Source organism: Oerskovia paurometabola, assembly GCF_016907365.1.
Taxonomy (GTDB): Bacteria; Actinomycetota; Actinomycetes; order Actinomycetales; family Cellulomonadaceae; genus Oerskovia; species Oerskovia paurometabola.
Map to the genome: position 1 here is coordinate 2309606 of NZ_JAFBBV010000001.1, position 23331 is coordinate 2332936.

The 23331-nt window shown below is 74.9% G+C and carries 22 protein-coding genes and 1 tRNA gene; 15 read left to right on the forward strand and 8 right to left on the reverse strand.

All coding sequences use genetic code 11. From position 1 onward, the window contains the following. Positions 1 to 49: 49 nt before the first annotated feature. From JOD48_RS19530 to mgtE, 4 genes are all read left to right on the forward strand, one after another. Positions 50 to 1729 carry an ammonium transporter gene (locus tag JOD48_RS19530; RefSeq protein WP_239527382.1) on the forward strand — a complete coding sequence of 560 codons (1680 nt, stop codon included), beginning with the start codon at positions 50 to 52 and terminating at the stop codon, positions 1727 to 1729. 29 nt (positions 1730 to 1758) lie between these two features. Then, complete coding sequence (gene hrpB, locus JOD48_RS10345) at positions 1759 to 4230, forward strand: ATP-dependent helicase HrpB (RefSeq protein WP_307824089.1); 2472 nt, start codon at positions 1759 to 1761, stop codon at positions 4228 to 4230. 109 nt (positions 4231 to 4339) lie between these two features. Beyond that, positions 4340 to 4900, forward strand: coding sequence for a dihydrofolate reductase family protein (locus JOD48_RS10350; RefSeq protein WP_191790387.1), 561 nt, complete (start codon positions 4340 to 4342; stop codon positions 4898 to 4900). A gap of 80 nt (positions 4901 to 4980) precedes the next feature. Further along, complete coding sequence (mgtE, locus tag JOD48_RS10355) at positions 4981 to 6309, forward strand: magnesium transporter (protein WP_191790388.1); 1329 nt, start codon at positions 4981 to 4983, stop codon at positions 6307 to 6309. 7 nt (positions 6310 to 6316) lie between these two features. Here mgtE and JOD48_RS10360 read toward each other — a convergent pair whose 3' ends face one another. Both JOD48_RS10360 and JOD48_RS19535 read right to left on the reverse strand, forming a co-directional pair. Continuing rightward, positions 6317 to 7447 (reverse strand): CAP domain-containing protein, encoded by a 1131-nt coding sequence (locus JOD48_RS10360; protein WP_204808904.1) that lies wholly within the window; start codon positions 7445 to 7447, stop codon positions 6317 to 6319. A 115-nt stretch (positions 7448 to 7562) separates the two neighbouring features. Further along, a complete protein-coding gene (locus JOD48_RS19535; RefSeq protein WP_307824090.1) occupies positions 7563 to 7850 on the reverse strand; it encodes an Ada metal-binding domain-containing protein in 288 nt (95 codons plus the stop codon). Positions 7851 to 8055: 205 nt separating this feature from the next. Here JOD48_RS19535 and JOD48_RS10370 point away from each other — a divergent pair, with 205 nt between their 5' ends. From JOD48_RS10370 to JOD48_RS10390, 5 genes are all read left to right on the forward strand, one after another. Beyond that, positions 8056 to 9852, forward strand: coding sequence for a SulP family inorganic anion transporter (locus JOD48_RS10370; RefSeq protein WP_204808908.1), 1797 nt, complete (start codon positions 8056 to 8058; stop codon positions 9850 to 9852). 175 nt (positions 9853 to 10027) lie between these two features. Then, positions 10028 to 10696, forward strand: a complete 669-nt coding sequence (locus JOD48_RS10375) for a GAP family protein (protein WP_191790392.1) — start codon at positions 10028 to 10030, stop codon at positions 10694 to 10696. Beyond that, positions 10693 to 11157 carry a Fur family transcriptional regulator gene (locus JOD48_RS10380; protein ID WP_191790393.1) on the forward strand — a complete coding sequence of 155 codons (465 nt, stop codon included), beginning with the start codon at positions 10693 to 10695 and terminating at the stop codon, positions 11155 to 11157. Before JOD48_RS10375 ends, JOD48_RS10380 begins: the two co-directional genes overlap by 4 nt. A gap of 322 nt (positions 11158 to 11479) precedes the next feature. Beyond that, positions 11480 to 11578, forward strand: a tRNA-OTHER gene (locus JOD48_RS10385). Positions 11579 to 11646: 68 nt separating this feature from the next. Further along, positions 11647 to 12108: an HNH endonuclease gene (locus JOD48_RS10390; RefSeq protein WP_191790394.1), complete on the forward strand. Its 462-nt coding sequence runs from the start codon at positions 11647 to 11649 to the stop codon at positions 12106 to 12108. A 3-nt stretch (positions 12109 to 12111) separates the two neighbouring features. Here the strand turns inward: JOD48_RS10390 and JOD48_RS10395 are convergent, their stop codons facing one another. Further along, positions 12112 to 12312 (reverse strand): hypothetical protein, encoded by a 201-nt coding sequence (locus JOD48_RS10395; protein WP_191790395.1) that lies wholly within the window; start codon positions 12310 to 12312, stop codon positions 12112 to 12114. Positions 12313 to 12393: 81 nt separating this feature from the next. Here JOD48_RS10395 and JOD48_RS10400 point away from each other — a divergent pair, with 81 nt between their 5' ends. The 3 genes from JOD48_RS10400 (at position 12394) to JOD48_RS10410 (ending at position 14907) form a co-directional block, all read left to right on the forward strand. Continuing rightward, positions 12394 to 13689, forward strand: coding sequence for an MFS transporter (locus JOD48_RS10400; RefSeq protein WP_204808910.1), 1296 nt, complete (start codon positions 12394 to 12396; stop codon positions 13687 to 13689). Between the two features lie 5 nt (positions 13690 to 13694). Continuing rightward, the gene (locus JOD48_RS10405) at positions 13695 to 14051 is read left to right on the forward strand and encodes an ArsR/SmtB family transcription factor (protein ID WP_191790397.1); all 357 of its coding nucleotides are present in this window, start codon (positions 13695 to 13697) and stop codon (positions 14049 to 14051) included. 127 nt (positions 14052 to 14178) lie between these two features. Beyond that, complete coding sequence (locus JOD48_RS10410; protein ID WP_191790398.1) at positions 14179 to 14907, forward strand: PAS and ANTAR domain-containing protein; 729 nt, start codon at positions 14179 to 14181, stop codon at positions 14905 to 14907. 39 nt (positions 14908 to 14946) lie between these two features. On the opposite strand, the gene JOD48_RS10415 is transcribed toward JOD48_RS10410, so the two are convergent. The 3 genes from JOD48_RS10415 to JOD48_RS10425 all read right to left on the reverse strand — a co-directional run bounded on the left by JOD48_RS10415 (position 14947) and on the right by JOD48_RS10425 (position 17249). Next, positions 14947 to 15711, reverse strand: coding sequence for a GAF and ANTAR domain-containing protein (locus JOD48_RS10415; protein ID WP_191790399.1), 765 nt, complete (start codon positions 15709 to 15711; stop codon positions 14947 to 14949). Between the two features lie 136 nt (positions 15712 to 15847). Beyond that, entirely contained in the window at positions 15848 to 16267 is a 420-nt protein-coding gene (locus JOD48_RS10420) for a CBS domain-containing protein (RefSeq protein WP_191790400.1), read from the reverse strand. A gap of 181 nt (positions 16268 to 16448) precedes the next feature. Next, a complete protein-coding gene (locus JOD48_RS10425; RefSeq protein WP_191790509.1) occupies positions 16449 to 17249 on the reverse strand; it encodes an SDR family oxidoreductase in 801 nt (266 codons plus the stop codon). A gap of 272 nt (positions 17250 to 17521) precedes the next feature. Here JOD48_RS10425 and JOD48_RS10430 point away from each other — a divergent pair, with 272 nt between their 5' ends. Then, complete coding sequence (locus JOD48_RS10430) at positions 17522 to 19366, forward strand: FAD-dependent oxidoreductase (RefSeq protein ID WP_204808912.1); 1845 nt, start codon at positions 17522 to 17524, stop codon at positions 19364 to 19366. A 174-nt stretch (positions 19367 to 19540) separates the two neighbouring features. Here JOD48_RS10430 and JOD48_RS10435 read toward each other — a convergent pair whose 3' ends face one another. Beyond that, positions 19541 to 20293: an endonuclease/exonuclease/phosphatase family protein gene (locus JOD48_RS10435; protein ID WP_191790402.1), complete on the reverse strand. Its 753-nt coding sequence runs from the start codon at positions 20291 to 20293 to the stop codon at positions 19541 to 19543. Positions 20294 to 20390: 97 nt separating this feature from the next. Between JOD48_RS10435 and JOD48_RS10440 the strand changes: the two genes are divergently transcribed. Continuing rightward, the gene (locus JOD48_RS10440) at positions 20391 to 21011 is read left to right on the forward strand and encodes an L-threonylcarbamoyladenylate synthase (protein WP_191790403.1); all 621 of its coding nucleotides are present in this window, start codon (positions 20391 to 20393) and stop codon (positions 21009 to 21011) included. Positions 21012 to 21080: 69 nt separating this feature from the next. Then, a complete protein-coding gene (locus tag JOD48_RS10445) occupies positions 21081 to 22490 on the forward strand; it encodes a UTP--glucose-1-phosphate uridylyltransferase (protein ID WP_204808915.1) in 1410 nt (469 codons plus the stop codon). A gap of 168 nt (positions 22491 to 22658) precedes the next feature. Here JOD48_RS10445 and JOD48_RS10450 read toward each other — a convergent pair whose 3' ends face one another. Next, complete coding sequence (locus JOD48_RS10450; RefSeq protein WP_204808917.1) at positions 22659 to 23330, reverse strand: IMPACT family protein; 672 nt, start codon at positions 23328 to 23330, stop codon at positions 22659 to 22661. Position 23331 lies beyond the last annotated feature (1 nt).

Below are 23331 nucleotides of genomic sequence, written 5' to 3' on the forward strand. Positions count from 1 at the left end.
CCCTGCACCCCGGCGTGCCGACGCACCCGGGACGTCCTCGGGAGGTCTCATGTCCGAGCTGGTGGTCGACAGCGGCGACACGGTCTGGGTGCTCGTGTCCGCGGCCCTCGTCCTGTTCATGATGCCGGGGCTCGCGCTCTTCTACGCGGGACTGGTCCGACGCGGCAACGTGCTCGCGATCATGCAGCAGAACCTCGTCCCGATCGCCGTCATCACGCTGACGTGGGTCCTGGTGGGCTACAGCATCGCGTTCAGCGACGACATCGGGAACGGCTTCATGGGGGACCTGGGCCTGTTCGGGCTCACGGGCCTCGACTCGGCCCCGACCCCCGCTCTGCACGTCGTCGACGGCGACGTCGCCATCCCGACCCTCGCGTTCGTCGCCTTCCAGATGATGTTCGCGATCATCACGCCCGCGCTCCTCACGGGGGCGACGGTGGGGCGCCTGCGGACGGTCGGTTGGGTCGTGACGCTCGCCCTGTGGTCCGTGCTCGTCTACCCGTTCGTCGCGCACTGGCTGTTCAACCCGGACGGCTGGCTCGCGCAGCTCGGGGCGCAGGACTGGGCGGGCGGGATCGTCGTGCACGCCGCGGCCGGGGCAGCGGCGCTCGCGGTCCTCGTCGTCGTCGGGCGTCGGCAGGGGTGGCCCGAGGCGGGGTCGATCCCGCACTCCATCCCGCTCGCCGTGGCCGGAGCGGGCATCCTGTGGTTCGGCTTCAACGGCGGCGGCTCGCTCCAGGGGAACGGGGTGGCGGCCCAGGCCGTCCTCAACACGCACGTCGCGGGGGCCGCGGCCATGGGGGCCTGGCTGCTCATGGAGCGCTGGCGCACGGGCAAGGGCACCGTGATCGGTGCCGTCACGGGCGGCGTCGCGGGGCTCGCGACCATCACCCCTTGCGCGGGGTACGTGAGCACGCTGTCCGCGCTCGTGATCGGGGTCGCGGCGGGCGTCGTGTGCACGTTCGCGCTCGGGCTCAAGAAGGTGTTCCGGTTCGACGACGCGCTCGACGTGATCGCGGTGCACTTCGTGGGCGGCCTCCTGGGCTCGCTCCTGCTCGGGTTCTTCGGGGAGCGCGCGATCAACGACGCCGGCGCCGACGGTCTCTTCTTCGGCGGGGGGCTCGACCTGCTGGGCGCCCAGGCGCTCGCCCTGGTCGTCGTGGTCGCGTTCTCGTTCGTGGTGACGCTGGTCATCGCGTTCGGGGTCGACAGGACGGTCGGCCTCAAGGTGCCGCCCGGCGAGGAGTTCGGCATGGACGAGGTCGAGCAGGGGGCGAACGCGTACACGCTGGGGCAGGTCTCGGGCCTGTCCGCGACGGGGGCGGCGTCGGCCCCGGTCGGGTCCAGCACGGTGGCTCACGGCGAGCGCCCGGCATCGGCCGCAGCGGCTGCCGCGACCGCCGTCGGCGGGACGTCCGTCCCCACGACGACCGACGCGGTCGTGCTGTCCGCGACGTTCGACTCGGCGGACCTCGACGCCCTCACGACGGCCCTCGAGGAGGCCGGGGCATGGGCCATCCAGGTCTGCGAGGTCAACGAGGTCGTGGCCGACGCCCCGACCCTGCGATTCCGCGAGTCGACCGAGCGCACCCGCTTCGCGCGCCGCCTGCGCGTCGACCTCTGCACGAGTCGCGGCGACGTGCCGGCGGTCGTCGCGCTCCTCACCCAGCACGCCGTGGGGCTGCGCTCGCCCCTGGTGCTCCCGCTCGTGGCGGCCGCCGGGAGCTGACCGGGACCGGGGCGGGGGAGAATGACCCCGTGGACCCGGACCCGATCGCCCGCCTGCTCGCCTCGCCGCCCGATCTCCCGGTCCGCCACCACCTGGCCGAGCTCACCGACGCCGTCCGGGACCGGGGCGTCGCCGTGCTCCAGGCTCCTCCCGGCACGGGCAAGACGACCCTCGTCCCGCCGGCGCTCGCGGCCGTCCTGCCCGCGGGGCGCGTGATCGTGACCCAGCCGCGCCGGATCGCCGCGCGGGCTGCAGCCCGCCGGCTCGCGCACCTGCTCGGAGAGCCCGTCGGACGCACGGTGGGCTTCTCGGTGCGCGGGGAGTCCCGGACGGGTCCCGAGACGCGCGTCGAGGTCGTCACGACCGGCGTCCTGCTGCGCCGCCTCCAGCGCGACCCGGAGCTCGCGGGGGTCGGCGTCGTCGTGCTCGACGAGGTCCACGAGCGGCACCTCGACGCCGACCTCACGCTGGCCCTGCTGGTCGACGTCCGGGCGACCCTGCGGCCCGACCTGGCCCTGGTCGCGATGTCCGCGACGATCGAGGCCGAGCGCACCGCGCACCTCCTGGGCGACGGGCTCCCCGCGCCGGTCGTGGTCGCGGACGGCAGCCTGTTCCCCGTCGAGGAGGTGTGGGCGCCGTCGCCCGGGCCGCGGCTCGACGAGCGCGGCGTGCCGCGCGCGTTCCTCGACCACGTCGCCGCGACCACGCGCCGAGCGCTGGTCGAGCAGTCCGGCGACGTGCTGGTCTTCGTGCCGGGCGCGGGCGAGGTCGACGGCGTCGCCCGCCGCCTGGCCGGCGTGGAGGCCGACGTCCGTCCGCTGCACGGGCGGCTGCCCGCGCGCGAGCAGGACCTGGCCCTGACGCCGGGGCCGCGTCGCCGGGTCGTGGTCTCCACGGCCGTCGCCGAGTCCTCGCTCACCGTGCCCGGGGTGCGGGTGGTCGTCGACGCCGGACTGTCCCGCGAGCCGCGCACCGACCACCGGCGCGGCCTCGCGGGTCTCGTGACGGTCCGCGTGAGCCGTGCGGCGGCCGAGCAGCGCGCCGGACGTGCCGGACGCGAGGGCCCGGGGGCCGTGTACCGCTGCTGGTCGCCCGGCGAGCACGCCCAGCTCGTCGCGCACCCGACGCCCGAGATCCTCACGGCCGACCTCGTCGCGTTCGCGCTCGAGCTCGCGTGCTGGGGGAGCCCGGACGGGGCGGGCCTCGCGCTCCTGGACGCCCCGCCCGCGGCCGCGATGTCGGTCGCGCACACGACCCTCGAAGCCCTCGGCGCGGTCCACCCGGACGGGACGGTCACAGCCCGGGGACGTGAGATCGCGCGCGTCCCGGCCGACCCCCGGCTCGCGCGGGCCCTCCTGGACGCGAGCGACGTCGTCGGGCCGCGGCTCGCCGCCGAGGTGGTCGCCCTCCTGTCCGACGACGTGCGCGCACCCGGTGCGGACCTCGTCGCCGCCCTGCGGGACGCCCGGCGGGGCGGCCCGGCGAGCGGGGCGTGGCGCGCGCAGGCCGAGCGGCTCCAGGGTCTCGCTCCCGCGCCGGGGCGGGGACGCCGCGAGGACCTGAGCCTGGACCTCGCGGTCGGGCTCGTCGTCGCGCTCGCGCACCCCGACCGGGTCGCGCGCAGGCGGCCGAACGGGTCGACGTACCTCATGGTCTCGGGCACCGGGGCCGCGCTGCCGCCCGGGTCCCCGCTCGCGGGGTACGACTGGCTCGCCGTCGCGGACGCCGACCGCGGCGCCGGCAGGCGCGACGCGACGATCCGCTCGGCCGCACCCGTCGACGAGGACCTCGCGTACGAGGCCGCGTCCGCGGCCCTGCGCGAGGACGACACCGTCACGTGGTCGGGCGGGCGCATCCAGGCGCGGCGCACGACGCGGCTCGGCGCGATCGAGCTCGCCTCGCAGAAGGTCGCCGACCCGCCCGCCGACCAGGTCGTCGCGGCGCTGCGCACCGGGCTCGAGCGCGAGGGCCTCGACGTCCTGCCCTGGCGCGAGCCCGCGCGCGAGCTGAGGCACCGGCTCGCGTTCCTGCACCGCGCCCTGGGCGAACCGTGGCCCGACGTGTCGGACGAGGCCCTGCTCGCGGGGCTCGACACGTGGCTCGGCCCCGACCTCGCCCGGGTCCGCTCGGCAGCCGACCTCCAGCGCCTCGACGTGACCAGCGCCCTGCGGCGCCTGCTGCCGTGGCCCGCGGCGGGCCGGCTCGACGAGCTCGCCCCCGTGCGCGTCGACCTGCCCGGGGGACGCAGCGCCCGCCTCGACTACACCGGGGACCAGCCCGTGCTCGCCGTCAAGGTGCAGGACGCCTTCGGGTGGCGGGCCACGCCCCGCGTCGCCGACGGACGCGTGCCCGTGCTGCTGCACCTGCTGTCCCCGGCCAGGCGCCCCGCCGCGATCACCGCGGACCTCGAGTCGTTCTGGGGAACGGGATACGCGCAGGTGCGCGCCGAGCTGCGCCGCCGCTACCCCAAGCACGACTGGCCCGAGGACCCGACGGCCTGATCGGGTCCGCGCTGCCGCCGAGCGGCGCTGCCCCCGAACGGCGCAGCGCCTGCGCGGCCACCGGCCTACGCTGGGACGGACCGCGACGGAACCCGGCGAGGAGCGCACCGTGGCACAGCTGACCTGCACCGGCATCATGTCCCTCGACGGCTACGTCGCCGACGCCTCCGGCTCGTTCGGGTGGAGCGCCCCCGACGAGGAGGTGCACGCGTTCGTCGACGACCTCGAGCGCTCCGTCGGGACCTTCCTCCTGGGGCGCCGCGTCTACGAGGTCATGCGCGTGTGGGACGACCCGGCCATGCTCGACGACGAGTCGCCCGCCGTGCGCGACTACGCGCGCATCTGGCGCGACGTGGACAAGGTCGTGTACTCGACCACGCTCGACGACCCGGGCCTGGCGCGCACGCGCGTCGAGCGGTCGTTCGACCCGGTCTCCGCCCGCGCGCTCGTCGACCGCGCCGAGCGCGAGGTCGGCATCGGCGGACCGACCCTGGCCGCGCAGGCGCTCGCGGCCGGGATCGTCGACGAGGTGCGGGTCTTCGTGCACCCAGTGCTGGTGGGCGGCGGCACGTCCTTCTACCCCGCGGGCGTCCGGCTCGACCTCGAGCTGCTCGACGAGCGCCGCTTCACGGGCGGCGTGGTCTACACGAGGTACCGCGTCGCGAGCTGACGCGCTCCCGTGCCGTGGGCCTCGTCACGTCGTGCCGTCTCCGCCGGGCCTGTGGTCGGCCGTCCTGAGAAGGTGGGGCCATGCGCGCACACTCCGAGCCCCGGACCGAGCGACCCCACGACCTGGAGGACCTGCAGCACCGCATCGCGAGCATGGACACGCAGGAGGTCGTCGACGAGCTCGGGCGCCTGGGCGACCAGCGGCGCGCGGTCGCGTTCCGCCTGCTGCCCAAGGGGCGCGCGGTCGAGGTCTTCGAGGACCTCGACCCGGCGATCCAGGCGGAGCTCGTCGAGGCGTTGCGGTCCGAGGCGACCGCGGAGATCTTCGCGGCCCTCGACCCGGACGACCGGGCGTCGCTGCTCGACGAGCTGCCCGCGGGTGTCGCGGCCCGGCTCCTGGGCGGGCTGGGGCCCGACGAGCGGGCCCTGACGACCGCGCTGCTCGGGTATCCCGAGGACAGCGCGGGCAGGCGCATGTCCCCCAGGGTGGCGTCGGTGCGGCGTGGCACGAGCGTCGCGGGGGCCCTCGACGCGCTGCGCCGGGCGGGCGACGACGTCGAGACGATCTACACCGTGCCCGTCCTCGGTGCCGGGCGCGTGGTCGAGGGCGTCGTGTCGTTGCGCCGGCTGCTCGTGAGCGACCCGGACGCCCTGGTCGAGGACGTCATGTCCCCGGCCGTGACGGTCGAGGCGACCGACGACCAGGAGCACGCGGCCAACGTCGTGCGCGACGGCGGGTACGTCGCGGTGCCCGTGGTCGACCACGAACGCCGCCTCCTGGGCGTGCTCACGGTCGACGACGCGATGCGCATCCTCGAGGCCGAGGACGACGAGGACTCTGCCCGCGTGGGTGGCTCGGAGCCGCTGCGCCGCCCGTACCTGACCGTCTCGGTCCTGGGGCTGGTGCGGGCGCGCGTGGTGTGGCTCCTGCTGCTGATCGTCGCGGCGAGCCTCACGGTCGGGGTGCAGAGCTACTTCGAGGCCGAGCTCGACGCGGTCGTGGCGCTCGCGCTGTTCATCCCGCTGCTCATCGGCACGGGCGGGAACGCGGGGTCCCAGGCCGCGACGACCGTGGTCCGCGCGCTGGCGGTGGGTGACATCCGCCGCGGCGACCTGCTGCGCGTCGTGGGGCGCGAGATGCTCACCGGCCTCCTGCTCGGGACGGTGCTCGCCGCGGTCGGCTTCGGTCCGGCGGCGTGGGTCGCGGGGGTCTCGATCGCGCAGGTGCTCGCGATCACGGTCGTGGGGGTGTGCGTGCTCGCGACGACGGTCGGGTCGAGCATCCCGATCCTGGCGCGCCGCGTGGGTATCGACCCGGCGATCGTCGCGGCGCCCTTCATCTCGACGTTCGTCGACACCCTGGGGCTGGTCATCTACTTCTCGGTGGCGAAGGTGGTCCTGGGCATCTGAGGCGCGCTCAGTCCTGCGGGGGCCGCGCACCTCGGACCTGCGCGGACCGGCGGCGCGCGCCCACGACGCTCAGCGACATCGCGGCAAGGACCGCGAGGGCGGCGATCACCCAGCCGTAGGCCGGGACCTCGGGAGTCGTCGTCGCGCCCGGCGGGGTCGGGTTCCCGGAGGGCGTCCCGCTGCCCGACGGCGTCGCCCCCGTCTCCCGCGCAGCCGCGGCTCGCGTGTCGGTCGCGTCGCCCGGCGTCTGCGGGCCGGTCGCGCGAGACTCGGCCGCGGCGCCGTCGGCGCCGTCGGTGCCGTCGGGGACTGCGGGACCGGCGGGAGCCGCGGGTGCTGGCGCCGGGGTGGGCGGCGGGTCGAGGGCGAGCGCTGCCGTGGTCGCGGGGCCCACGACGCCGTCCGGGGCGAGACCCCGCGCGCCCTGGAACGCGACGACCGCGGCGGACGTCGCGGGGCCGTACGCACCGTCGGCCGCGAGGTCCTGGCCGTGGAGTCGCAGTCGTTCCTGGAGGGCCTGGACCTCGGGCCCCGAGGCGCCGAGCACCAGGCCGAGGGGGGAGCGGGGCCGGCCGGCCGCAGACCTGCCTGTTTTGTCCGTTCCGCCCGTCGTGCCCGCGGCGGCCGGCGAGCGGGCCGACCGGTCGGGAGCCGCCTGCGCCGGCGGCTGCGCGGGAGCAGAAGGGGCCGCACCGGGGTAGGCGGCGAACACCTCGGCGACGTAGGCGCCCCCGGCGGCGTCGGTCGCGTACCCGACCCCGACCGACGTGAACGTCGAGGACAGGATGTTGGCCCGGTGCCCCGGGGAGCCCATGAGGCTCGCGTGCAGGCCCGACGGCGACGGGTCGGTGGACCACGCCACGTTCTCGCCCCACGAGGACCAGCCGCCAGGGATCTGCGCGCCCGTCGACGGGTTGTGGCTCATCGAGCCGTTCGCGGCCATCCGCTCGGCCCACGCCTGGGCGACGCCGGCGAGCCCGGGGTCGTGCGCCAGGGGCGCGAGCCCCGCGGACGAGCGCGCGCCGTTCACGAGACCCACCACGTCCCCGGCCCCCGAGGCCCGGGCCGGTGCGCCCGTGCTCAGGCCCACCGGCACCGTCAGCACGAGGGTCGTGAGCGCGACGAGGAGCGTGGTCATCCGGCGTGCGCGCACGGTGCCTCCCGGGTGGTCGGGCAAGGACGGGTCGGGTCCACTGTGCCGTGACCGGGTCGCTCGTGCGCGCGGGCGGCGCCTCGAGCGCCTCGGTGCCCCCTCAGCCCTGCGGGTCGAGGGCTGCCTGGGAGAGCTTCCACTCGCGGTACCTCTCGCGCAGGCACACCGCGCACGGCCGGTACCCGGCGGCGATCGCGGTCTCCTCGTCGGCGAAGAACACGCGATGGGTCACGTAGCCTCCGCGCGCGATCGCGCGGGCGGCGCCGGGGCAGTCGAGCCGGCCGTAGATCCGGGAGCGTCGGTGGCCGCCGAGAGTCCCGGGGACGGTGCTGAGGGTCGGGACGCGGTCGGGTCCGAGCAGTCGGTAGAGCCGTGGCGTCGTGCTCACGGGGGCGCTCCTGGGGCGGGGAGACCGGGCGGACGTGCTCACCTTCGTAGACGCCCGTGCCGTGCGCGACGTGAGGTGGCGTGCTGGGGTGTGAGGTGGGGAGCGGCGCCGTCGGGCGGGGCGGGCTTCCTGATGCCGACCGCGGCCCGCGCGGATACGTTCGCCCGTGAGGCGCGCACTGCGCCCACGGTCGAGAGGCGGGCGCATGCCGACGAGCACCAGGCCACCCACACGCGCGCAGCGACCGTGGTTCGTGTTCGCGTCCCTGCAGGGATACCGCGGGGCCTGGCTGCGGGGCGACGTGGTCGCGGGCCTGACCGTGTGGGCCGTCCTCGTGCCCGAGTCGCTTGCGTACGCGACCATCGCGGGCGTCTCGCCCGTCGTGGGCCTGTACGCCGCGGTGCCCTCGCTGATCCTGTACGCGGCGTTCGGCAGCTCGCGCCACCTGGTCGTGGGGCCCATGTCCGCGACGGCGGCCCTGTCCGCGAGCGTGGTCGCCGCCTTCCGGCCCGGCGACGACGCCGCGTTCGTCGCGCTGACCACGGCCGTCGCGCTCGTGACCGGGGTCCTGTGCCTGGTGGCGGGCATCGCGCGCCTCGGGTTCCTGGCCTCGTTCATCTCCGAGCCCGTGCTCAAGGGGTTCATCGTGGGCCTCGCGCTCACGATCGTGATCGGGCAGGTGCCCGCCCTGCTGGGCGTCGACAAGGGCGAGGGGAACTTCTTCGAGAAGCTCTGGACGATCCTCACCGAGCTCGGCACGGCGCACCCCCTGACCGTGGTCCTGGGCCTGGGGTCCCTCGCGGCGGTCCTCGCGATCAAGCGCTGGCTGCCCAAGGTGCCCGGCTCGCTCGTCGTGGTCGGGATCGGGATCGCCCTGGTCCTGCTGCTCGGGCTCGACGACGACGGCGTCGACATCGTCGGCCCCATCCAGGCCGGGCTCCCTGCGCTCGGCCTCCCGACGGGCGTCGACCGGAACACCTGGACCGACCTGGTCGGCCCGGCCGCGGGCGTCATGCTCGTGGGCTTCGCCGAGGCCTTGGGTGCCGCCAAGACGTACGCCTCGCGCGAGGGCTACGACATCGACGCCAACCGCGAGCTCGTCGGCATGGGCGCCGCGAACCTCGGCTCGGGCCTCGCGTCCGGGATGGTCGTCAACGGCAGCCTGTCCAAGACCGCGGTCAACGGCGGCGCGGGCGCCAGGAGCCAGGTCTCGGGCCTCGTCGCCGCGGCGCTGACCCTCCTGACGCTGCTGTTCCTCACGCCCGTGTTCGAGTCCCTGCCCGAGGCCACGCTCGCGGCCGTCGTCATCGCCGCCGTGATCGAGCTCGTCGACGTCAAGGCCCTGCGTCGCCTGTACCGCCTCGCGACGCCGCGCTCCAAGGCCCTGTACGGGGGAGCGGCCCGGCACGACTTCTGGGCGGCGCTCGCGGCCATGCTCGGCGTCCTGGTGTTCGACACCCTGCCTGGCCTCGTGCTCGGGATCGTCTTGTCCCTCTTCCTGCTCCTGGACCGGGCCTCGCGGCCCCACGTGGCCGTGCTCGTGCGCAGCTCGCACGGCGTGTGGGTCGACCGCGCGCGGCGCATCGCCACGGGCAAGGACGGGGGCCGGGGCGTCGAGGGGGCGCTCGTGGTGCGCGTCGAGTCGGGCCTGTTCTTCGCCAACGCGGACACCGTGCGCGCGGCGGTCCGGCGCCTGGTCGCCGACGCGTCGCCGCGCGTCGTGGTCCTCGACGCCGAGACCGTGCCGTTCGTGGACGTCGAGGCCGCCGAGATGCTCGTGACCCTGCACCGCGACCTCGACCGGGTCGGTGCGCGCCTGGCCCTGGCCCGCGACGTGGGTCAGGTGCGGGACGTCCTGCGCGGCGCCGTCGGGCCGGACGAGATGCCACCCACCTACCCCGACGTCGACACCGCGCTGCGCGACCTCCTGCCCGCCGCGGCCGCAGGCTCGGGCTCGGCCGGGGGCGCGGGAGAGCCCGCCGCGGGCGCGTCGCCCGCCTGACTCCCGCCTGCCCGACGCCGCCGGCGCACCGCGCGGCCTCCCGCAGCCCGTCGACCGTGGCCCTTCGCGCGCGGTCGGCCGGGCGCAGCACTACGGTCGGGATGACCGGACCCGCGGGCAGCCGCGAGACCCGGGACGCGGCGCCGACCGGCGGCGCACGACGAGAGGAAGTGCCGTGGGCCCAGCCGTCGGTCAGTCCCTGCCCATCGCGGTGGGAGTCCTCATCAGCCCCATGCCCATCGTGGCGGTCGTGCTGATGCTCGTCAGCAGGAAGGCGAAGGCCAACGGCTTCTCGTTCCTGCTGGGGTGGATCGTGGGGATCGCGGCCCTCGGGTCGATCGTGCTGCTCGTGGCCGGCGCTGCCACGCCCGACGCGTCCGGGCCCCCGGCGTGGGCGAGCGTCGTCAAGATCGTCCTGGGCGTCCTGCTGCTGCTCCTCGCGGTCTCGCAGTGGCGCGGACGCCCGCGCGAGGGCGCGAGCCCCCAGCCGCCGAGGTGGATGAGCGCGATCGACGCCTTCACGCCCGTCAAGGCGTTCGGCCTCGCGGTCCTGCTCGGGGCGGTCAACCCCAAGAACCTGCTGCTCGTCGTGTCCGGCGCCGCGGCGATCGCCGCCGCGACGCCCGAGACGTCCGAGCAGCTCGGGGCCCTCGCGGTGTTCGTCGTCGTGGCGAGCCTGGGGGTCGCGGCCCCCGTCGCGATCTACCTGGCCATGGGATCCCGGGCAGCGACGCTGCTCGACGGGCTCAAGGCCTGGATGATCCAGAACAACGCCGTCATCATGGCCGTGCTGCTCCTGGTGCTCGGGGCCAAGATGATCGGTGACGGGATCACGGCGCTGTGAGCGAGGCGGCGGGCGCGGTGCCGCAGACCGACGAGCGGGTCCAGGCGGCGCTCGACCTCCTGCGGGCCGGCGGGCACCGTGTGACCGAGGCGCGCCGCGCCGTCCTGGAGGTCCTCGCGACCGAGGAGGGGCACCCGAGCGCCGACGAGCTGTGCACCCGGGTCCACGACCGGCACCCGGGCATCCACCGGGCCACGGTCTACCGCACGGTCGACCGGCTCACGACGCTGGGCGTGGTGACGCACGTGCACATCGGTGGTGGTGCGACGGCCTACCACCTGGCCCCGGGCGGACCCGTGCGCGAGCACCTGCACGCGATCTGCGACTCGTGCGGGCGGATCATCGACCTGCCGGGCGACCTGCTCGACCCCGTGACCACCTGGCTCTCGACCGAGGCAGGCTTCACGCTCGCCCCGGCGCACGTCGCGCTGTCCGGCACGTGCGCGGACTGCCGGGTGTGAAGGCCACCGCGGGGGGAGCGCGACGCCCGAGGGTCGGTCGACCGTGCTCGTCCGCGCGACCGGCGCGCGATCTCCCCGAAAAACCCTTGCCCTTGCCCGGGGGCAGGCCGCTACTGTGGTGCACGTCCGGTCAGGAGGCCGGTCGCCGGTCGGGGCAGCCCGCGCGGCGCTCGCTCCTGACCCGTTCTCATGAGGTGCCGCTCCGGCGGCCCGCACGAGCTGACGCACACGAGACCGCGCCACAGTGGTAGCGCGGCGAGCCAGGCACATGAACCTGGCCACGACGGGGACCCGTGGTGTGCGTGGAGGTTCCAAGTCGCCCGGACTGCAGTCGGGCGGCACCCCTGGAGAGGCATGTGCCAAGGACGGCGACGGGGCGCACCAGCGCCCCGTGGGGCGGGTTCGATTCCCGCCCTCTCCGCAGACGACGTGGGTGGCCCGCGGCGCCGAGGATCTCGGTACCGCGGGTCGCAGACAGGGAGTCGGTCGATGAGCGAGGTCCTCATCTACAACCTGGGCGGCGGGCAGGTCCTGGGCCGTGTCTCGCTCGGGCACGCGATCCGTATGCTGCACCGCCGGGTCGCGGCCGTGCGGGAGGCCGTCGAGGGGGAGACCTTCGGCCCGTACCAGCGCCCGGTCTCGGTCGAGCTGGTGCGCTACGTCCACTCCCGCTGGGTCTACGAGCGCACGGGCCGCGTCCCGTACTCGCGCGCCGCGCTGCTGCGTCGTGACAAGCACCGTTGCGGCTACTGCGGTCGCCCTGCGACGACCATGGACCACGTGGTGCCTCGGTGCCAGGGCGGGACCACGACCTGGCTCAACGCCGTGGCGGCGTGCGAGGCGTGCAACAGCGCCAAGGCGGGCCGGACTCCCCAGGAGGCCGGCATGACGTTGCGTTCGCGGCCCTTCGAGCCCGTGCTCGCCGACGTCTACCCGTACGGGAAGCGCTGAGCGTCAGGGCGACGGGGAGTTCTCGACCCGGATGGTGCCGTCGTCCTCGAGGACGAGCCGGTGCGGGTCGCCGTCGGCGAGGCGCAGGGCGTGCTCGAGCGCGAGCTGCGGCACGTCCAGGGCCCAGTCCGGCAGGTGGCGGTGCGTGCGCAGCGCGTCGAGGATCGGACCGGGCGGGATGCGGCGGGACGTCAGGTCGGACACGGCTCCAGGATCCCACGGCCGGCTCCACCCGCACCGCTTGCATGGTTGCGTGACTGCGCAAACAGGCAGGATGATGGGGGCATGCTCTCGGCCCTCGCGCACCCCGTCTACCGACGCCTGTTCGCCGCGCAGGTCGTCGCCCTCGCGGGCACCGGCGTCGCGACGGTCGCGCTCGGCCTGCTCGCCTACGACCTCGCGGGCCGCCGCGCGGGCGTCGTCCTCGGGACGGTCTTCACGGTCAAGATGGTCGCCTACGTCGCCCTGGCCCCGCTCGCGGCCACGCTCGTGGCCCGGGTGCCGCGGCGGCTGGTCCTGGTCGGTGCGGACCTCGTGCGCCTGGTCGCGGCGCTCGCGCTGCCCCTCGTGGGGGAGGTGTGGCAGGTCCTCGTGCTCGTCCTGGTCCTCCAGAGCGCGTCGGCGACGTTCACGCCCACGTTCCAGTCCGTCGTCCCCGACGTCCTGCCCGACGAGCGCGACTACACCGCCGCCCTGTCCCTGTCCCGGCTCGCCTACGACCTCGAGGCCGTCGCGTCCCCGGCGCTCGCGGCCGTCCTCCTGCTCGCACTGAGCCCGGCCGGGCTGTTCTGGGGGACCGCGGTGGGGTTCGGGGCCTCGGCGCTCCTCGTGGCCACGGTCGTGCTGCCGCGAGTCCCCGGCGCCGCGGCAGCGACGACGGACGGCCACGTCGCGGCGACCGAGCCCGACGGGCCGTTCGGCGCGCGCGTGCGCCGGGGGGCGGGGATCTTCCTGCGCACGCCCGCGCTGCGGCCCGTGCTCGCGCTGAACCTCGCGGTCGCGGCCGCGGGCGCTCTGGTCCTGGTCCAGACGGTCGTGATCGCCCGCACGGTCCTGGGTCTGGGGCCCGACGGCGTCGCTCTCCTCCTGGCCGTGTGCGGCAGCGGGTCGGTGGCCGCCGCGCTCGTCCTGCCGCGGGTCCTTCGCGCCTGGCCCGAGCGTCGTGTGATGCTCGGGGGAGCGGCCCTGCTCACGGTGGGCTGCGCCGTCGTCCCCCTGGTGCTCGCGGCTCCCGCAGGGGTCGCCGTGGCCGGGGTGTGCGCCGCCTGGGTCGCGATCGGCGCCGGGTGGTCGGCGGTCGAGACCCCCGTCGGGCGCCTCGTGCGGCGCTCGGTGGACCGAGGGGACCTCCACCTGGCCTTCGCCGCGCAGTTCTCGTTGTCGCACGCGTGCTGGCTGGTCACGTACCCGCTCGCGGGGTGGCTCGGGACGCTCGGCCTGGCGGCCGCCGCGACGGCGCTGGCCCTCGTCGCGGGCGCCGCGACCGGGCTCGCGCACGTGCTGTGGCCGGGGTCCGTCGCCGGTGAGGCGCCTCTACCGGGCGCCGATCGCGTGCGAGCCGCCGCGAGGGTGGGACCATGAGGGGGATGGCCACCACGCAGCGTGACTCGCTCCCCGTCGCACCCCCCGAGGTCGACCTCGACCGTGCGGTCGAGGTGCTGCGCCTGCTCGCCGACCGCACCCGCCTCGCGGTGCTGCAGATGCTGACGGGCACCGAGATGCCGGTGACCGCGATCGCCGAGGCCCTCGACCGTCCCGTCCCCGCGATCTCCCAGCACCTCGCGAAGCTGCGCGCCGGGCATCTCGTGACGTCGCGGCGCGAGGGCACGAGCGTCTACTACGCGCCCGCGACCGAGCACGTCGAGGCGCTCGTCACGAACGTCCTGCACCACACCGAGCACATGCTCTACCCGCGCCCGCCGCACCACGTCCGCGAGGCGTGAGTCCCCGCTCCCGCCGGGCGCTCGCGCCATGGACGGGGCTTGGACCTACGCGCGCGGCGGTCTAAGGTGAGGCACCTAGGAGTCAGGAAGCGGCCCCTCGACACGCACGTGCTGAGAGCGAGCCATCATGACCACCGAACAGTCCCCTCGCAGGCGTCGCCGCGACCCGCTCGCGGAGGCGTTGAGCCTCGGGCGGGCCCATCCCACCGGCCAGTACCGCGTCGACCTGCGCACCAGCGAGTGGTGGTGGTCCGAAGAGGTCTACCTGCTGCACGGGCTGACGCCCGACTCCGTCGTGCCGAGCGCGGCTCTCCTCGTCCAGCACAAGCACCCCGACGACCGCGACACGGTCCTGCGCGACCTCGCGCTGCTGCGCACTACCGGGCGCCCCTTCAGTGCCAGCCACCGCATCGTGGACGCGCGCGGGCGCACCAGGACGGTCACGGTCACGGGTCAGGGCCGCCGCGACGCCTCGGGGGCCGTGGTCGAGGTGATCGGCATGATGATCGACACGTCCGCCGCGCACGAGGACGCGCTGCGCCGTGAGGTCACGCGCCAGGTCGCGGTCGGTCTCCAGGACCGCGCTGTCGTCGACCAGGCCAAGGGCGTCATCATGGCCTCGCACGGGCTGGACCCGGACGGCGCGCTCGACCTGCTCGTCGTGCACGCGAGCGAGAGCAGCCGACGCCTGCCCGACGTGGCACGCGAGCTGATCGACGCGATCGCGGCCGGCGGCGGCCTGGGCGGTCGCGCCAAGGACCGGGTCGACGCGTGCCTGGCCGCCCTCGAGCCCGGCAGCGTGAGCCGCCCGGGCGGCGCACAGCTCTTCCGGCGCAAGGGAGCGGTCACGGGCTGAGCCGCCGACACCCGGACGGGACCCGCCCGGGCCCGACGGCTACGTCACGGGGAACCTGCGTGTCTCGACGACCTCGCGGGCGAGGTCGTAGAGCTTGACGTTCGAGTCCTGCGAGACGCGGCTCAGCACCGAGAACGCGCGCTGCGCCGAGAGCTGGTAGCGCTCCATGAGGATGCCCTGGGCCTGGCCGATCACGGTGCGGGTCTGCACGGCGCTCGTGAGCTGCTCCTCGGTGCGCGCGGCGGTCAGTGCCGCCGCGGCGACCGCGGCGAACGTCGAGACGATCGACAGCGCCGTGGCGGGAAACGCGCCCGTGGAGCGCGAGTACAGGTTCAGGGCGCCGTGCGAGGTCTCGCTCGTGAAGAGCTGGACGCACAGCATCGAGCGCACCCCAAGCTCCGCGTGGACCTGGTCGGCCCACCGCTGCCAGCGAGGCTCGGCCGCGAGGTCGTTGGTGCGCACCAGGTCGGTCTCGCGGATCGCGTCGAGGCACGGCCCCTCGTTCAGGGCGTACTGGAGCTCGTCCCCGCGCCGGGCGAGGTCGTGCGACGCGGCGGGGGTCTCGATGCGCCCCTTGCGGGTCACGAGCGAGATCCCGGCGGCGTCGCAGCCGTCGACCATCGCGACCGCGAGCTCGACCGTGCGGTCGAGCGTCTCCTGGAGGCTGGGCTCCTCGGCGAGCGTCCGCGCGGCCGACGCGATCGACGACTCGATCGCGGTGGCGGGGCTCACCCCGGTGCCGAACTCGGCGGTCGTGGCGACGGCGAGGGCGTCGTCCTTCGTCTGCTGCAGATCCTGCGTCATCGTGCGTCCCGTTCGTGCTCGGGGGTGGCCGGTCGTCGGCGCACGACCGCGCCGTTCCTCCACCTGTCGAGGACAACGCTACGCGGTCCGTGGGCGGCCCCCGTGCGTGGGCGCCCGAGGGGTGCCCGGGGGCTGCTCACGCGTCCTGCAGGTCCGCGGTGTCGCGGGCACCGACCGTGACCTGCCCGCGCTCGATCGCGGTCACGAGGTCCGAGAGGCGGACGATGCCCACCAGGTCCGGTCCGACCATGACGGGCAGTCGCAGCAGGGCGTGTCGTTCCATGATCCGCACGGCCTCCCGGGCCGGGTCCTGGGGGCTCAGGACCACGAGGTCCTCGGTGCACAGGTCGCCCACGGGGTGGTCCGGCGAGGCGTCGTCTGCCAGTGCCCGCACGATGCTGCGGTCCGTGAGGATGCCCAGCACGTCCCTGTCGTCGAGCACGACGGCGTCACCCGAGTCCTCGTCGATCATGGTGCGGGCGGCCTGCGCGACGGTCGCGGTGCGCTCGACCGTGCAGAACGCCGTGGACATGAGCTGTGCGATGGTCGTCGGCATCGTCGCCTCCGTGGTCCCTGCCATGATCCGTGCCCTGAACGGCGAGCCGCTCCTTGGCCCGGTACCCACCCTAGCCCGCGCCGGTCAGGCGGGCGGCTCGTGGGGTCCGCGCGCGAGGCCGGCACAGGCGCCGTGAGGGGCCCGTGCCGGCCTCGCGTCGAGGAACGTCGCGAGGGCGGCGTCAGAACACCGGCTTGCCGCCCGTGACCCCGAGCACGGTCGCCGAGACGTAGCCCGCGTCGGCGGGCGAGGCCAGGAAGACGAAGGCCGGTGCGACCTCGGCCGGCTGCCCGGCCCGCCCGAGCGGGGTGTCGGCCCCGAACTGCTCGATCTTCTCGGGCGGCTGCGTCGCGGGCTGCAGCGGCGTCCAGATGGGTCCGGGGGCCACCGCGTTGACGCGGATGCCGCGCTCACCGACCTCGGCCGCGAGGTTGACCGTGAAGTTGTTGATCGCCGCCTTGGTCGCCGCGTAGTCCAGGAGCGAGGTGGAGGGCTGGTAGGCCTGGATCGAGGAGACGTTGATGATCGACGCGCCCTCCCCCAGGTGCTCGAGCGCGGCCTGCGTCACCCAGAACAGCGCGTACAGGTTGGTCTTGAGCACCCGGTCGAGGTCCTCGGTCGTGACGTCGGCGATCGAGGACCGTCGAGCCATCTGGAAGCCGGCGTTGTTCACGAGGACGTCCAGCCCCCCGAGCTGCTCGACGGCGTCGGCGACGAGCGCGCGGCACTCCGGCTCCTCGCGCAGGTCCCCGGGCAGCAGGACGGCCGTGCGGCCCGCCTCGCGCACCCAGCGCGCGGTCTCCTCGGCGTCGGACTGCTCCTCGCGCAGGTAGCCGATCGCGACGTCCGCCCCCTCGCGTGCGAACGCGATCGCGACCGCACGCCCGATGCCCGAGTCGCCCCCGGTGATCAGGGCCCGCAGGCCGGCGAGCCTGCCCGAGCCCCGGTAGGACGACTCGCCGTGGTCGGGCAGCGGGTTCATGGGGGGCGTCAGGCCCGGGGGCTCCTGCTGCTGGGCGGGGAAGGCGGGGGTCTGGTCGGTCACGGGATCCTCCTTCAGGTCGCCGCACGCGCGCACGCCGGTCGGCGGCCCGCGGCGGGCGAGGTGTTCTCGGGTCCCGTCCACGCTAGGACGGCGCTCGCGGACTCGCAGCACGAGCGCCGACCCGGCCGCTCGGCGACGGGTGGGCGCCGCGGTGGCAGGATGAGCACCTGCCGGGCGCGAGGGAGCGCCCGAGGAACGAGGTGGCCACGATGACCAAGGAAGGCTGCGAGGAGCGGGCGGACGGGCGCGAGGACGCGCGCGGCGACGCCGGGGGCGTCTCGCACGACGTCGACGTCCTCGTGGTGGGGTCGGGCTTCGGCGGTTCCGTGGCTGCCCTGCGCCTGACCGAGAAGGGCTACCGGGTCGCGGTCCTGGAGGCGGGCCGGCGCTTCGCCGACGAGGACTTCGCGAAGACCTCCTGGCACCTGCGCGACTTCCTGTGGGCCCCGCGCCTGGGCTGCCTCGGGATCCAGCGCGTGCACCGGCTGCGCGACGTCCTGGTCCTCGCGGGCGCCGGGGTGGGGGGCGGCTCGCTCGTGTACGCCAACACGCTGTACGAGCCCCTCGACGCCTTCTACACGGACCCCGCCTGGGGCCACCTGACGGACTGGAAGGCCGAGCTCGCCCCGTACTACGACCAGGCGCGGCGCATGCTGGGCGTGGTCACGTACGCGGGCCGCACGCCGGCCGACGACGCCATGGCCCTGGTCGCCCGCGAGATGGGCGTCGGGGGCTCCTTCACCCCCGCTCCCGTGGGGGTGCTGTTCGGCACCCCCGGGGCCCGGGTGCCCGACCCGTTCTTCGGCGGCGCGGGCCCCGAACGTCGCGGCTGCCTCGAGTGCGGGCAGTGCATGACCGGGTGCCGCCACGGCGCGAAGAACACCCTCGTCAAGAACTACCTGCACCTCGCCGAGCGCGGCGGGGCGAGGATCCACGCCCTGGAGACGGTCACGCGCATCGCCCCGCTGCCTGGGGGCGGCTACGAGGTCACCTCCCGCCGTACCGACCGGGCGTCCGTCCGGCGCACCCGCTGGACCGCCGAGCACGTCGTCCTCGCCGCGGGGGCGCACGGCACGCAGCGCCTCCTGCACGCCCAGCGCGACGCCGGCACGCTCCCCGGCCTCTCGCCACGGCTCGGGATGCTCACGCGCACCAACTCCGAGGCGCTCCTGGGTGCGACCGCAGACCGGCCTCACCGCTCGGACCTCCCCGTGCCCGACTACACGCGCGGCGTCGCGATCACCTCGTCCTTCCACCCCGACGCCCACACGCACGTCGAACCCGTGCGCTACGGCCGCGGCTCGAACGCCATGGCCCTCCTGCAGACCGTCCTCGTCACGCCCCGCGGCGCTCGCGGCCTGCGCGGACCCGGCAGCGAGCAGCCCGACGACGGCGATCGCCAGGGCCCGTCGCCCACGCCCGGCGCGTGGTTGCGCGAGCTGTGGGCGCAGCGCCGTCGCCTCCCGGCCATGCTCGACCTCCGGGGCTGGTCCGAGCGCACCGTGATCGCCCTGGTGATGCAGAGCCACGACAACTCGCTCACGACCTACACGAGACGCACGTGGACGGGGCGACGTCGCATGACCTCACGTCAGGGCCACGGTGCCCCGAACCCCGGCTGGATCCCGGCGGCGCACGAGGCGGCCCGGCGGCTGGCCCGGGTCATGGGCGGCGCGCCGGGCGGGAGCATCGGGGAACCGTTCGGCATGCCGCTCACGGCGCACTTCCTGGGCGGGTGCGCGATCGGCGCCTCTGCGGCGACGGGGGTCGTCGACGCGTACCAGCGGGTGTTCGGCCACGAGGGGCTGCACGTCCTGGACGGGGCGGCGGTGAGCGCGAACCTGGGCGTCAACCCGTCGCTGACGATCACGGCGCAGGCCGAGCGGGCGGTCGCGCTGTGGCCCAACCGGGGCGAGGCCGACCCCCGGCCGCCTCTCGGGAGCGACTACCGGCGGGTCGCCCCGGTCGCGCCGCGCGGGCCCCTCGTACCGGCGTCTGCCCCCGGGGCGCTGCGCCTTCCCGTGGTCCGGGTCACGCACGGCGGCCCGTCCTGACGCAGGGTCGGTGCAGGGGAGAGGTGCCCTCGGCCCACCGGCGGGCGTCCGGTCGAACACATGTTCGACGAGATGCGGGCGCCCGGCCGGTCGGTGTCGAACTGGTGTTCGAGCCGAGGTGTGCCTGTCGGCTCGCGGACTCGAACACCCGTTCGACCCGGTGGGGGAAGGGCCTCAGGAGCCTCCTGCGCCGTCGAGCTCCACGTCGACGACGACCGCCCGATGGTCCGACAACCCGGTGTCGACCGCCCGACCCGGTGCGAGCGGGCGCACCCCGCCGTCGGCCAGGACATGATCGATCTGCAGCGTCGGGTGCGAGACCGGGTAGGACCGCGCGACCGCCAACGGGCTCCACCCCGTGACCGTCGCGGGGATCTCCGACCGAAGGTTCAGGTCCCCCAGCAGGACGAGCGGCCGCGGCGCCCCCGCCAAGCCCCTCACCAGCCGCTCGAGCTGGTGCTCGCCCCACCCGTCGAGGAAGCTCAGGTGCGTCGCCGCCACCGTCAACGGACCCTGCGGCGTCGCCACCACCGCGACCACGGCCGCCCGCGGCTCGTCGAGCCGCCACCGGCGCGCCCGCTGGTCGGTCGCCCGGGGCAGGGGACGCCACCACGGGCGGCGAGGCAACGGCAGGACCCGCCACTCGAGCACGGGGAACCTCGACAGCAGGGCCACGCCGTACTGCGCCCGACCGTCCGCCGAACGCCGGTCGAGCGTCGGGGCGAACCGGTGCTCGACCGCGCCCATCGCCTCGGCCGCCACCTGCGCCAGGTCCGCCCGTCCCGAACGGTGCTGGTTGCGGTCCACCTCCTGCAGCGCCAGGACGTCCGCGTCGAGATCGGCCACCGCCCGGGCGAAGCGGTCGACGTCCACCAGGTCGTCGCTGGTCGACCGGCCGTGCAGGATGTTGAAGGTCGCGAGTCGCATCGCACCGATTCTCCCCCCACCGACGCCGCCGTGCTCGCCGTCGGGCGCGAGCCGGCTCCCGGCGGCAGCCCCACCGCGGCGGGCCTAGGCTCACGCCATGGCCAAGTACTTCGACGTCCACCCCGTCGACCCCCAGCCCCGCGCGATCGACCAGATCGTCACGCTCCTGCGCGACGACGCCCTCATCGCCTACCCCACGGACTCCTGCTACGCGCTCGGCGCCCGCATCGACTCCCACAGCGCCACCCAACGCATCCGCGACATCCGCCACCTCGGCGACAAGCACCACTTCACGCTCGTGTGCGCCGACTTCGCGCAGCTCGGACAGCTCGTCAAGATCGACAACGCGGCCTTCCGCGCCATCAAGGCCTCCACGCCCGGCAGCTACACCTTCATCCTGCCCGCGACCGCCGAGGTGCCCCGACGCCTCGCCCACCCCAAGAAGAAGACCGTCGGTGTCCGCATCCCCGACCACGCCGTGACCCAGGCCATCCTGCGCGCCCTCGGCGAACCCCTGCTGTCGAGCACGCTCCTCCTGCCCGGGGAGGACGAACCCATGACCCAGGGCTGGGAGATCAAGGAAGCCCTCGACCACCAGGTCGACGCCGTCGTCGACTCCGGGGACTGCGGCACCGAACCCACCACCGTCGTCGACTTCTCCTCCGGCACCGCCGAGGTCGTCCGCGTCGGCGCAGGAGACCCCACCCGCTTCGAGTGACCACGGACGTGACCGACGCCCCACGAGCCCGCCCAGCACGAGCAGGCACCCAGACCTAGCATCGACACCATGAGCAGCCAGGGCCTCACCCACTCCCAGCACAAGATGGCCGACGCCGGCGTCCACCCCACCGCGATCGACGTCTTCAGCCGCTTCTACGAGCTCCTCGACGGCGGCGCCACCGGCACCGTCCCCGAGACGGACGTCGACCCCCTCACCGACGTCACCCACCGCCACGACCTCGACATCAGCCCCGACGCCGCCGCCACCGCCCTCTCCCGCACCGCGCTCGTCAAGCTCAACGGCGGCCTCGGCACCTCCATGGGCATGGACCGCGCCAAGTCGCTCCTCACCGTCCGCGACACCAGCCACGGCCCCCTGACCTTCCTCGACATCATCGCCGGACAGGTCCGCGCCGCCCGCGCCGCCACCGGCGCACGCCTCCCGCTGCTCTTCATGAACAGCTTCCGCACGCGAGACGACACCCTCGCGGCGCTCGCGGCCTACCCGGACCTCGCGGTCGACGGTCTGCCGCTCGACTTCCTGCAGAATCGCGAGCCCAAGCTGCGTGCGGACGACCTCGAGCCCGTCGAGTGGCCGGACGACCCCGACCTGGAGTGGTGCCCGCCCGGTCACGGGGACCTGTACACGGCACTCGTGACGTCGGGGGCGCTCCAGCGGCTCCTGGACGCGGGGTACCTGTACGCGAGCGTCTCCAACTCGGACAACCTCGGTGCGGCTCCGGACGCGGCCATGGCCGGGTGGTTCGCGGCGTCGGGCGCACCGTTCGCGGCCGAGGTCGCGCGCCGCACGCCCGCGGACCGCAAGGGCGGCCACCTCGTCGTGCGGCGCTCCGACGGACGCCTGGTGCTGCGCGAGACCGCACAGACGCCCGAGGAGGACCTGGCTGCGGCCGGGGACATCGAGCGTCACCGGTACTTCAACACGAACAACCTGTGGCTCGACCTGCGTGCGCTGTCCGCCGAGCTCGACCGCACCGGGGGGGTCCTCGAGCTTCCCCTGATCCGCAACCCCAAGACGGTCGACCCCACCGACCCGTCCTCGACGCCCGTGATCCAGATCGAGTCGGCGATGGGCGCCGCGATCGAGGTCTTCGAGGGATCGACCGTCATCGAGGTCGACCGCAGCCGCTTCCTGCCCGTCAAGGCGACGAGCGACCTGCTGCTGCTGCGCTCGGACGTGTACGAGCTCGGTGACGACTTCACGCTCGCGGCGCAGGTCGAGGCGCCGCTCATCGACCTCGACGGCGCGCACTACAAGCTCGTCGGTGACTTCGACGCCCGGTTCGCGCAGGGCGCGCCGTCGTTGCGCGGGGCGCGCAGCCTCACCGTGCGGGGCGACTGGACGTTCGGCCGCGGAGTCGTGGCCGAGGGGGACGCGGTCCTGGCGGACGCGGGCGAGCCGTCGACCGTCCCGGACGGGGCGCACGTCGGACCCGAGGGGATCGGGACCCGTTGACGCGGTGATCCGGCACGTCCCACCCGTGGGCGGGGCGCGGCAGGGCCCTGGCGGGGCCCACGGGACCGCTGACGGCTCGTGGGAGGCGCGTGGCGTCGTCGGGCGGGTTCCTGCCGCCCGACGACGTCACGCGGCCCGGGAGGGGCCTCTGCGTGCGCTCAGGGTCGCTCAGGCGGGGACGTCGACGATGCGTCGATCTCCCACGGCGGGGGAGAGCGCTCCGCTCGACGCCGACGCGACGTCCGCGTCGAGCGCGGCGAGGTCGGCGGGCGGGACCAGGAGGCGGAAGGTGGCCGACCCCGCGTAGTCGGTGCCCTCGAGGACGGCGCCACGGGTCTGGCACCACTCGTGGAGGACGTTGCCGATACGGCCGGCCTCGGCGTGCGGGACGTCGACCGCGACCTCGACCATGACCTCGCGCCGCAGCACGGGTGCGAGGTCGAGGGTCTCGCTCACGGCGTTCGAGTAGGCGCGCACGAGCCCGCCCGCGCCCAGCAGCACCCCACCGAAGTAGCGCGTGACGACCGCGACGAGGTCGGTCACGTGCCGGTGCCGCAGAACTTCCAGCATGGGGATGCCCGCCGTGCCCGAGGGCTCGCCGTCGTCGCTCGAGCGCTGCTGGTCGGCGTGCGTCCCCACGACGAGCGCGGTGCAGTGGTGCCGGGCGTCCCAGTGGTCCTTGCGCGCGCGCGCGATCACGGACTCCGCCTCGGCGACCGACGTGACCGGGTGCAGGAGCGTGAGGAAGCGGGACTTCTTGATCACGAGCTCGTGCTCGACCGGGGCGGCGATCGTCGACGGGAGCGGCGCGTTCTCGGGGGAGTGCGGGAGGGGAGCCATC

Coding starts and splice junctions, on each gene's coding strand:
- mgtE (WP_191790388.1), top strand. CDS start 4,981: ATGCGCGCACACTCCGAGCCCCGGACCGAGCGACCCCACGACCTGGAG.
- JOD48_RS10435 (WP_191790402.1), bottom strand. CDS start 20,293: ATGCGACTCGCGACCTTCAACATCCTGCACGGCCGGTCGACCAGCGAC.
- JOD48_RS10420 (WP_191790400.1), bottom strand. CDS start 16,267: ATGCCGACGACCATCGCACAGCTCATGTCCACGGCGTTCTGCACGGTC.
- JOD48_RS10430 (WP_204808912.1), top strand. CDS start 17,522: ATGACCAAGGAAGGCTGCGAGGAGCGGGCGGACGGGCGCGAGGACGCG.
- JOD48_RS10410 (WP_191790398.1), top strand. CDS start 14,179: ATGACCACCGAACAGTCCCCTCGCAGGCGTCGCCGCGACCCGCTCGCG.
- JOD48_RS10405 (WP_191790397.1), top strand. CDS start 13,695: ATGGCCACCACGCAGCGTGACTCGCTCCCCGTCGCACCCCCCGAGGTC.
- JOD48_RS10445 (WP_204808915.1), top strand. CDS start 21,081: ATGAGCAGCCAGGGCCTCACCCACTCCCAGCACAAGATGGCCGACGCC.
- JOD48_RS10360 (WP_204808904.1), bottom strand. CDS start 7,447: ATGACCACGCTCCTCGTCGCGCTCACGACCCTCGTGCTGACGGTGCCG.
- JOD48_RS10425 (WP_191790509.1), bottom strand. CDS start 17,249: ATGAACCCGCTGCCCGACCACGGCGAGTCGTCCTACCGGGGCTCGGGC.
- JOD48_RS10390 (WP_191790394.1), top strand. CDS start 11,647: ATGAGCGAGGTCCTCATCTACAACCTGGGCGGCGGGCAGGTCCTGGGC.
- JOD48_RS10440 (WP_191790403.1), top strand. CDS start 20,391: ATGGCCAAGTACTTCGACGTCCACCCCGTCGACCCCCAGCCCCGCGCG.
- JOD48_RS10415 (WP_191790399.1), bottom strand. CDS start 15,711: ATGACGCAGGATCTGCAGCAGACGAAGGACGACGCCCTCGCCGTCGCC.
- JOD48_RS19530 (WP_239527382.1), top strand. CDS start 50: ATGTCCGAGCTGGTGGTCGACAGCGGCGACACGGTCTGGGTGCTCGTG.
- JOD48_RS10370 (WP_204808908.1), top strand. CDS start 8,056: ATGCCGACGAGCACCAGGCCACCCACACGCGCGCAGCGACCGTGGTTC.
- JOD48_RS10400 (WP_204808910.1), top strand. CDS start 12,394: ATGCTCTCGGCCCTCGCGCACCCCGTCTACCGACGCCTGTTCGCCGCG.
- JOD48_RS10450 (WP_204808917.1), bottom strand. CDS start 23,330: ATGGCTCCCCTCCCGCACTCCCCCGAGAACGCGCCGCTCCCGTCGACG.